A 7,927-nucleotide genomic window follows, 5' to 3' on the forward strand; every position below is an offset into this window, starting at 1 on the left:
GCAGGAAGTGGAGGATGAGTTCCATGCAGAGATGAATGCTCTTGAAAACGCCGCGTAGGTTTTGAACAGAAAAGCCTCTCGGAAACCCGGGACGGTTCACCCCCCTGCTGTCAGTTATCCGAAACCACCGGCTCAAGTCGACGTCTATGTCGAGGTTCTGGGGCCACGTAAAACGGTTGAGTTTCTCCTGACGTTTGGCGGCGCGGCTCTGGATCTGTCCCGCACCCCAACCGACCGCTCGCGCGTGGTGCAATTGGTTGGCAGCGACAAGGCCCGTGAATTGGCGGAGCAGAAACACCGGATGCAAGCGCGCGTTCCATTGGCCAAGAAGTGGCTGGCCGCTTGCCTTCTGGCTGAGGGGCGTTCGGTCAACGACATTGCCCGGACACTGCGCTGCACCGATGTGAGTGTCCGCAATTGGCTTTCGCCTGATGGCAGGTCATGACAGAGGGGTGACGACATGGCGGAGTTTATGGACAGCGTCGATGACCTCAAACTGGCCCTGAGCGAGGCAAGGGAGTTGAACGCCGCTGCAACCGTCGCTTTGGAACGGGCTGAAACCCAGTTTCAAAGGGCCATTGAAAACGCCTTTGATGTCCCGTTCAAATGCTCCGTGCCGCCGTCCGCTCACCGCCGGGATCACAAACCGGGCCGCGCCGCCAAACTGGATACGGAACGCGAATTGCAAGCCTTTGTGCGGGCGCGCCTGTCACGTATGACCTTCGAGGGCATCGCCGATGACGTCGCCCAAACCTTTCGGCCCGACCGCCGCATCGGCAAAAGCGCAATTCATGCATGATGGACCAAAAACAAGGAGCGGTTTGCCTGATATCCGGCTTGTGAAGCGCGCGCCGAACGGTCCCGGATAACCCATGGACCTCCCAGCTCTTCCGGTATCAAACCCTTTGAAACACCAGTATCAAACCCAATGAATACTAACAGCAGGGGCGCCGATGCCGCCCCGGAGCGCGGTGGGGGAGGGCAACCTTTCTCGTAAAAAACAATCCATGATGACGCATCGCCCGTATTGTATGACGATATTAGCAATCTGTGCCGAAACGTCTTATGTAACGAGTCGGCCCAACGGACAGGGATAGCCGCGATGAACATACACCCGAATGACCTGACCGGATCGCCGGACCGTGACGACGCCGAACGGGCATTGACGCTGCTGCGCAGGTGGGCGGCACGGGCGACGCCCGAGGAAGTGGCGGATCTCGACCCGTCGGTTTCACGGCTGCTGCCGCAGGGCGCCGCGGCGAACTACCCCGACCTGAGCCGGGACTACCCGGAGGATTTCGAGGCGGACGCGGCCTATCGCAAGACGATGCCCGATCTTCAGAACGGCCCCGCTTCGCTGATCCGGGGGGCCCGGCAGCGGTTGCAGCATGTCGGCATTTCGAACTTCCGGCTGCCCATCAGCTATCACACGCGCGACAACGGCGACGTGATGCTCGAGACATCGGTGACGGGGACGGTCAGCCTCGAGGCCGGCAAGAAGGGCATCAACATGTCGCGCATCATGCGCAGCTTCTACAAGCACGCGGAAAAGACGTTCAGCTTCGGCGTGATCGAGCATGCGCTTGATGATTACATCGCCGATCTGGACACGATCGACGCGCGCATCCAGATGCGGTTCTCCTACCCGGTGAAGACGCCGTCGCTGCGGTCGGAGCTGGCGGGGTTCCAGTACTACGACATCGCGCTGGAACTGGTCGAGAAGGATGGCCAGCGGCGCAAGTTCGTGCATCTCGATTATGTCTATTCATCCACCTGTCCGTGTTCGCTGGAGTTGAGCGAACACGCCCGGATGAGCCGCGGCCAGCTGGCGACGCCGCATTCGCAGCGGTCGGTGGCGCGCCTGTCCGTCGAGGTGGTCGAGGGTGACTGCCTGTGGTTCGAGGACCTGATCGACATGGCGCGGGCCGCGGTGCCGACCGAGACGCAGGTGATGGTCAAGCGCGAGGACGAGCAGGCATTCGCCGAGCTCAACGCCGCGAACCCGATTTTCGTGGAGGATGCCGCGCGACTGTTCTGCGAGCGGCTGCTGGCGGACCAGCGGATCGGTGATTTCCGCGTCGTGGCCAGCCATCAGGAGAGCCTGCACAGCCACGACGCCGTCAGTGTCCTGACCGAGGGCGAGACGTTCGCCGAGGACAGTCTGGACCCCCGGTTGTTCGCCTCGTTGTTCCACGTGGGATGAGTCGGTCCGGGGCCTTGTGGCGCACATAAACTGTGCGTTGCAGGGCCTGATGCGGCATTCTTTCGCCGGTTCGGTGCGGTCAGGCTTGACCTTGGCGTCAACAGGCTGGTGCTGCAGTGCAGCATACGTTACGCTTGTGTCATGATTCCGTGCTATTGACGGAGCAAGACGCCAAAGGAGGCCCGATTATGGACCACGTGACAACCCCCTTCAGACTTTCGGCGGCCGGCCTGCGCATGGCGGGCTACATGCTGGAAAGCAACATGCGTGTTGCGCAGGTACTGGGCGAGGCCGCAGTCAGGAACAACCCGTTTTTGCCGCGCACGGTCACGGCGCGGTCGTCAGCGGAGACAGCCGCGCCCGAGGCGGAAACGCGCGCGACACCCAAACCGGCCGCGAGCCGCCCGACGGCCAAGTCCACGCAGACGGCCACGAAAACGGCCACCAAGAAGGCGGCGGCGCCGAAGAAAGCCGCAGCCCCCAAGCGGGCGGCGGCGACGACAAGCAAGGCGCGCACCACGGGCGCGACGAAAGCCCCTGTGACCGAAAAGAAGGCGGTGACGGATAAAACGGCTGCGCCCGAAAAGACGGCTGCGCCCGAAAAGACGGCTGCGCCCGAAAAGGGATCGGCGCAGCAGCAACCGGCAGCCGCCCCGACCGCAAAAAAGGCGGAGAAACCAGCGCCGTCGGCAAGCCAGACAGCACCCGCCGCCCCCAAGTCAACGCCGAAGAAGGCTGCGGAGGCCACCCCGGCCCCGGCGACATCGTCCACCAAACAGGAAACGCCCAAGGGTCAGGAGTTGACGACGGCCGCATCGCGGACGCGTAAGCCGTCATCCCCGCCGTCAATGCCCGCCAAGGCGGCGCCCGCGGACACGTCCAAGGAGTGACGGGCGCCTGAAGGCTTGAAGCTGGTGCAAACCGGCCTTGCCGGATTGGTGGTGGTAATGGCAGCACCTGTTACCTAATTTTCGGATCAGGGAGGAAACCGGATGCACACCAGAGAGGTTTCCAATGTCGATTTCCACCACCGATTTCTCGCTTGACAGGGCCGGACGGCGTAACTGGTTCGACCGGCTTGCAGACCGCATGACAACCGCATGGGAAGGCCACGCCCGACGCATGTCCCGATGCGACAAGATTGCCGCGCTCAACGCCAAGAGCGATGCGGAACTGGCCGGAATGGGCCTGTGCCGCGCGGATATCCCGCGGCACGTGTTCCGCGACCTGCTCTACATCTGATCGGCCGGGGACCGCGGCGGGCGGCCCCGGCGCGGCCCGCCCGCACAGGAATGGCGGCGACGCGCGGCCGATATGCGGCGTCTGCCGGCGAAACCCGAATGATCGGGTGGCATTCGCGACATCACCTCTGGCCAAGGCCGCAAGGCTGCGATATCTCGCAGGCTGCACGTACGAAAGGGGCCTGCAATGTCGGAAAGCCTGCCATTCGAGAAACCGGGTCCCGTCGAGGACAGACTGAGCGACGCCATCGCGTCCACCGAGGACATCATCGCCGAGGCCCGGGCGGGGCGGATGTTCATCCTCGTCGATCACGAGGACCGCGAGAACGAGGGCGACCTCGTGATCCCGGCGGAGTTCGCGACACCGGAGGCCATCAATTTCATGGCGACGCATGGCAAGGGGCTTATCTGCCTGCCCATGACGTCCGAGCGGATCGACCATCTCGGGCTGCCGATGATGGCCGTGAACAACTCGTCACGCCACGAAACGGCGTTCACCGTCTCGATCGAGGCGCGCGAGGGCGTAAGCACCGGCATTTCGGCCGCCGACCGCGCGCACACCATCGCGACAGCGATCAACGAACAGAACACACAGGCCCATATCGCGACGCCGGGCCACGTGTTCCCGCTGCGGGCGCGCAATGGCGGCGTGCTTGTCCGGGCCGGCCACACCGAGGCGGCGGTGGACATTTCCCGGCTTGCGGGGCTGAAGCCGGCCGGCGTGATCTGCGAGATCATGAAAGCGGACGGGTCGATGGCGCGGTTGCCCGACCTCGTGGAGTTCGCCCGCGCCCATAACATGAAGATCGGCACGATATCCGATTTGATCGCCTATCGGCACAAGCATGACAACCTGGTGCGCGAGATGCGGCGCGAGACCGTCACGTCGTCGCATGGCGGCGCGTGGGAGATGCGCATTTTCGCGGACCAGATCAGCGGGACGGAGCATGTCGTGCTGGTCAAGGGCGACATCACCGACGGCGCGCCCGTACTGGCGCGCGCGCATGCGCTGAACGCGCTGGAGGACGTCCTGGGCGTGGGGCTCGACGCCAAGGGCGCTGGCCCCACGGGCAAGCTGCCCCGCGCCATGGAGATCATCGCCCGCGAGGGGCGCGGCGCGGTCTTCCTGTTCCGTCAGCCGCGGCCCAAGCTCGCCGGCGAGATGGAGGACGACGACAGCCCGCGCACGATCAAGCAGACAGGGCTGGGGGCGCAGATCATGTCGACGATGGGACTGTACGAACTCGTCCTGCTGACCGACAGCCCCGACACGCGCTACCTCGGGTTGGATGCCTACGGCATTACCATCGTCGGCACCCGCCCGCTGAACGACGGAGAGACATGATGGCCGGGACCGAGTACAGCCTGCCGCGCCCCGAATTCGACGCACCCGTGAAGCTGCTCATCGTGGTGGCGCCGTTCTATCGCGACATCGCGGACAACCTGATCGCCGGGGCCACGGCCGAGATCGCGGCGGCGGGGGGCAGCCATGACATCGAGGAGGTCCCGGGCGCGCTGGAACTGCCCCCGGCCATCACGATCGCCGAGCGGCTGTCGAATTTCGACGGCTACGTGGCGCTTGGCTGCGTGATCCGGGGGGCGACCACGCATTACGAAACGGTATGCAACGACAGCTCGCGCGGGCTGACGCTTCTGGGGTTGCAGGGGCTGTGCATCGGCAACGGGATCCTGACGGTGGAAAACCGCGCGCAGGCCGAGGAACGCGCCGATCCCGCGCGCATGAACAAGGGCGCCGGCGCGGCGGCAGCGGCCCTTCACCTGCTGGCGCTCACGCGCAAGTGGGGCGGCCGGCGCGAAGGTGTGGGGTTCCTGCCCGGTGCCGAGGAATACCGGCTGGCCGGCGGATCGAAGGACACCCCCAAGGCATGACGCAGCTATCAGGCAACCAGAAACGGCTGATGCGGTCGGCCGCGCGGCTTTATGCCGTTCAGGCGCTTTTCCAGATGGAGCAGTCGGGCCAGACCGTCGAGGCTGTCACGCACGAGTTCGAGGACCACAGGTTCGGGGCGGCTTATGACGAGGGCGAGATGGCCGAGGGCGACATGTCTCTTTTCGAGCGGCTGGTGCGCGACGCGGTGAACTGGCAGTCCAGTATCGACCAGATGACCGACCGCGCGCTCGTGGCCAAGTGGCCCATCGACCGGATCGACCCGACTCTGCGCGCCCTTTTCAGGGCGGCGGGCGCCGAATTGACGCAGTCGGACACGCCGCCGCGGGTGGTGATCGTCGAATTCGTGGAGATCGCCAAGAGCTTCTATCCCGAGGGGCGCGAACCGAAATTCGTCAATGCCGTGCTGGATCACATGGCCCGCGAGGCCAGGCCCGAGGTCTTCTGAGCGCCGCGTGCCGCACCCGTGTGTCGGTCGCCGGATAGCGCCGTGTCTGCCGGCGCTCTTGTGATGGCGCATGTGTATGCTACATTAGCAACACACCAGAGACAGGGAGTTTCCCATGCCCAAGCTCATCCGCCTTTACATCACGCAGGCCGCCATCGGCTTCGGGATCGCGGCTCTTTTCGTCGGGATGTTGCTGTGGTTCGATATCGCGAACCTGTGGCACCTTGTCAGCCATTCGGACAAGGGCTGGCTCGCCGTGCTGATACTGTGGGTGTCGAATGGCGTGATTTTCGCGGGTGTTCAGTTCGGCATCGCCATCATGCGGATGAAGGATGACGATGACGATGACGACCATCACGGCGGGCTTGGCCAGCACGTGATGCGGCACGAACCCGCCACGATCCCCGTGCGCGCCGATGAAGGCAGCGACCGGGCCTTTTGGCAAAAGTGATCCGGCCCGGCGTCGGACGCGCCCGCCACGCCGGGGGCAGGGCGGCGCGGACGGCAAGTCGGAACCTTCGTTGCGGCCTGTACAGGCGCAATTCAAGTGCATGCTGTAATGCTTGTATGCTGCGGCATTTCAGGGCCCTTCACACCACACCCCGAAACACCGATGCCAGTAGGTGGCGCCCCTTATCGCGCCACCTGCCGTTGTGAAGGGGGGAAGTGGCGGGCCCGCACGCGACCGTTTGGTTATCTCATTCCCGAGGACCTGTGTATACAGGTGGGCGCCGGAAGTAACCGGACCAGGGCCCGGACAGAGCCAGCTCCCTCGGATTTGCTTAAGGCCACCGGAATGCAACCGTTCACGGGAAGGGCAGCACCCGCCTGACCCCGAAGTAGGCCGTCGGGCCCGGCTTGGCAAGGGGTTGCGTTCGTTCGTGTTCTGTTCATACTCGCGTCATGACCGGCGAGGACGACATATCGCGGGACCAGCCGGGCAGGCTGCTTGCGCGGGGCGTGTGCCGTTTGCTGCTGAGCCATGATTTCGCGCCGATCGAGGAATTCAGCCCCGAGCGCGGCAAGCGGGTGGACGTGATGGCGCTCGGCCCCAAGGGCGAGATATGGGTGATCGAGTGCAAGTCCAGCCGGGCGGATTTCACGTCGGACCACAAGTGGGCGGGCTATCTCGAATGGTGTGACCGGTATTTCTGGGCGGTCGATGCCGAGTTCCCGCGCGATCTTCTGCCGGCTGAAACGGGGCTCATCATCGCCGATCCGTGGGACGGCGAGATCCTCCGCATGGGGCCGGAAAACCGCATCGCCGCAGCGCGGCGGCACGCGTTGATCCGCAACATGGCGCGGCACGCGGCGCGCCGTCTGCAGGGCGCGCGCGACCCCGGGTCATGACGTGCGGCGGCGCGCGATCCCGGCCGCGGCCGTGATTTCCTGCGCGATTTCCTCGGCCTCGTCGGGGGAGAAATCCATGGGTATCTCGGCGCCCTGCGCTTCGACATAGACCCGGACCATGCCCTTGTCGGTCGGGCCGATCTGCAGGTTCGCCTCGGTGTCGCTTTCGCTGTTGATACCCATTGCGGCCTCCTTGGAAACAGCCGCCGGGGTATCCGCTTCGCCCTTGAATGGCAAGCCGCTTCGGACCCTGTCTAAGAGACGCCTCTGCCGTTAGCGCGCGCTGGATGCGACGCGGGCGGCGCGGCAGACCGGCGGGGGGTACGTGCCGCGGCGCTCATGCGGGCAGGGGCGGTGGCCCCCTTGGCCGCGTGGTTGCAGCGTGGGGCCGCCGGCGCAATCCTGTCGAAAACAGCCGGGAAATCGCGCCCGGACCGGGCGGATGAGGCTTGCAATCCCGTGCCGCAAAAGGTAAATCCGCTCCCAGTGCCGCCTTAGCTCAGTAGGTTAGAGCGCTTGATTGTGGATCAAGAGGTCCCCCGTTCGAGCCGGGGAGGCGGTACCATCACCCCGATGATAAGATGAGTTTGCTGGCGATCGCATCCGGTTCGGCGCGGGCGCGCGCCACGAAGATGGCCCCGCGCGGGAACGCGCGGGGCCTTGTTGCGGCTCATGTGCCCCGTATCAGAGGTTCGGGTACATGGGGAATTTCTTGCAGAGGGTTTCGACCTCTGTCCTGACCTTGTTTTCGACGTGCTGGTTGGCGTCCTCGCCGT

The 7,927-nt window shown here is 64.8% G+C and carries 11 protein-coding genes and 1 tRNA gene; 11 read left to right on the forward strand and 1 reads right to left on the reverse strand.

The window, feature by feature from the left end:
- Nucleotides 1-61 precede the first annotated feature (61 nt).
- The 10 genes from ACH107_RS27375 (at nt 62) to ACH107_RS27420 (ending at nt 7,151) form a co-directional block, all read left to right on the forward strand.
- Nucleotides 62-445, forward strand: a complete 384-nt coding sequence (locus tag ACH107_RS27375; RefSeq protein ID WP_412508847.1) for a helix-turn-helix domain-containing protein — start codon at nt 62-64, stop codon at nt 443-445.
- Between the two features lie 15 nt (nt 446-460).
- Nucleotides 461-799: a hypothetical protein gene (locus tag ACH107_RS27380; protein ID WP_412508848.1), complete on the forward strand. Its 339-nt coding sequence runs from the start codon at nt 461-463 to the stop codon at nt 797-799.
- 303 nt (nt 800-1,102) lie between these two features.
- Nucleotides 1,103-2,203, forward strand: coding sequence for a GTP cyclohydrolase FolE2 (folE2, locus tag ACH107_RS27385; protein ID WP_412508849.1), 1,101 nt, complete (start codon nt 1,103-1,105; stop codon nt 2,201-2,203).
- A gap of 248 nt (nt 2,204-2,451) precedes the next feature.
- A complete protein-coding gene (locus ACH107_RS27390; protein ID WP_412508850.1) occupies nt 2,452-3,093 on the forward strand; it encodes a hypothetical protein in 642 nt (213 codons plus the stop codon).
- Between the two features lie 124 nt (nt 3,094-3,217).
- Complete coding sequence (locus ACH107_RS27395) at nt 3,218-3,445, forward strand: hypothetical protein (RefSeq protein ID WP_412508851.1); 228 nt, start codon at nt 3,218-3,220, stop codon at nt 3,443-3,445.
- Nucleotides 3,446-3,631: 186 nt separating this feature from the next.
- Nucleotides 3,632-4,789, forward strand: a complete 1,158-nt coding sequence (gene ribB / locus ACH107_RS27400; RefSeq protein WP_412508853.1) for a 3,4-dihydroxy-2-butanone-4-phosphate synthase — start codon at nt 3,632-3,634, stop codon at nt 4,787-4,789.
- Nucleotides 4,789-5,334 (forward strand): 6,7-dimethyl-8-ribityllumazine synthase, encoded by a 546-nt coding sequence (locus tag ACH107_RS27405; RefSeq protein WP_412508854.1) that lies wholly within the window; start codon nt 4,789-4,791, stop codon nt 5,332-5,334. Before ribB ends, ACH107_RS27405 begins: the two co-directional genes overlap by 1 nt.
- Nucleotides 5,331-5,801 carry a transcription antitermination factor NusB gene (gene nusB, locus ACH107_RS27410; RefSeq protein WP_412508855.1) on the forward strand — a complete coding sequence of 157 codons (471 nt, stop codon included), beginning with the start codon at nt 5,331-5,333 and terminating at the stop codon, nt 5,799-5,801. The genes ACH107_RS27405 and nusB overlap by 4 nt, the downstream gene beginning before the upstream one ends.
- A 115-nt stretch (nt 5,802-5,916) precedes the next feature.
- Nucleotides 5,917-6,252 (forward strand): hypothetical protein, encoded by a 336-nt coding sequence (locus ACH107_RS27415; protein ID WP_412508856.1) that lies wholly within the window; start codon nt 5,917-5,919, stop codon nt 6,250-6,252.
- 452 nt (nt 6,253-6,704) lie between these two features.
- Complete coding sequence (locus ACH107_RS27420) at nt 6,705-7,151, forward strand: MmcB family DNA repair protein (protein WP_412508857.1); 447 nt, start codon at nt 6,705-6,707, stop codon at nt 7,149-7,151.
- Here ACH107_RS27420 and ACH107_RS27425 read toward each other — a convergent pair.
- Nucleotides 7,146-7,334, reverse strand: a complete 189-nt coding sequence (locus ACH107_RS27425) for a DUF6324 family protein (RefSeq protein WP_412508858.1) — start codon at nt 7,332-7,334, stop codon at nt 7,146-7,148. The two genes, ACH107_RS27420 and ACH107_RS27425, sit on opposite strands and share 6 nt — an antisense overlap.
- Nucleotides 7,335-7,639: 305 nt before the next feature.
- Here ACH107_RS27425 and ACH107_RS27430 point away from each other — a divergent pair.
- Nucleotides 7,640-7,716, forward strand: a tRNA-His gene (locus ACH107_RS27430).
- The last annotated feature ends 211 nt before the right edge of the window (nt 7,717-7,927 follow it).

The sequence above is a fragment of the Roseovarius halophilus (ex Wu et al. 2025) genome (genome assembly GCF_047086965.1).

Coding starts and splice junctions, on each gene's coding strand:
- ACH107_RS27380 (WP_412508848.1), top strand. CDS start 461: ATGGCGGAGTTTATGGACAGCGTCGATGACCTCAAACTGGCCCTGAGC.
- folE2 (WP_412508849.1), top strand. CDS start 1,103: ATGAACATACACCCGAATGACCTGACCGGATCGCCGGACCGTGACGAC.
- ACH107_RS27390 (WP_412508850.1), top strand. CDS start 2,452: ATGCTGGAAAGCAACATGCGTGTTGCGCAGGTACTGGGCGAGGCCGCA.
- ACH107_RS27395 (WP_412508851.1), top strand. CDS start 3,218: ATGTCGATTTCCACCACCGATTTCTCGCTTGACAGGGCCGGACGGCGT.
- ribB (WP_412508853.1), top strand. CDS start 3,632: ATGTCGGAAAGCCTGCCATTCGAGAAACCGGGTCCCGTCGAGGACAGA.
- ACH107_RS27405 (WP_412508854.1), top strand. CDS start 4,789: ATGGCCGGGACCGAGTACAGCCTGCCGCGCCCCGAATTCGACGCACCC.
- nusB (WP_412508855.1), top strand. CDS start 5,331: ATGACGCAGCTATCAGGCAACCAGAAACGGCTGATGCGGTCGGCCGCG.
- ACH107_RS27415 (WP_412508856.1), top strand. CDS start 5,917: ATGCCCAAGCTCATCCGCCTTTACATCACGCAGGCCGCCATCGGCTTC.
- ACH107_RS27420 (WP_412508857.1), top strand. CDS start 6,705: ATGACCGGCGAGGACGACATATCGCGGGACCAGCCGGGCAGGCTGCTT.
- ACH107_RS27425 (WP_412508858.1), bottom strand. CDS start 7,334: ATGGGTATCAACAGCGAAAGCGACACCGAGGCGAACCTGCAGATCGGC.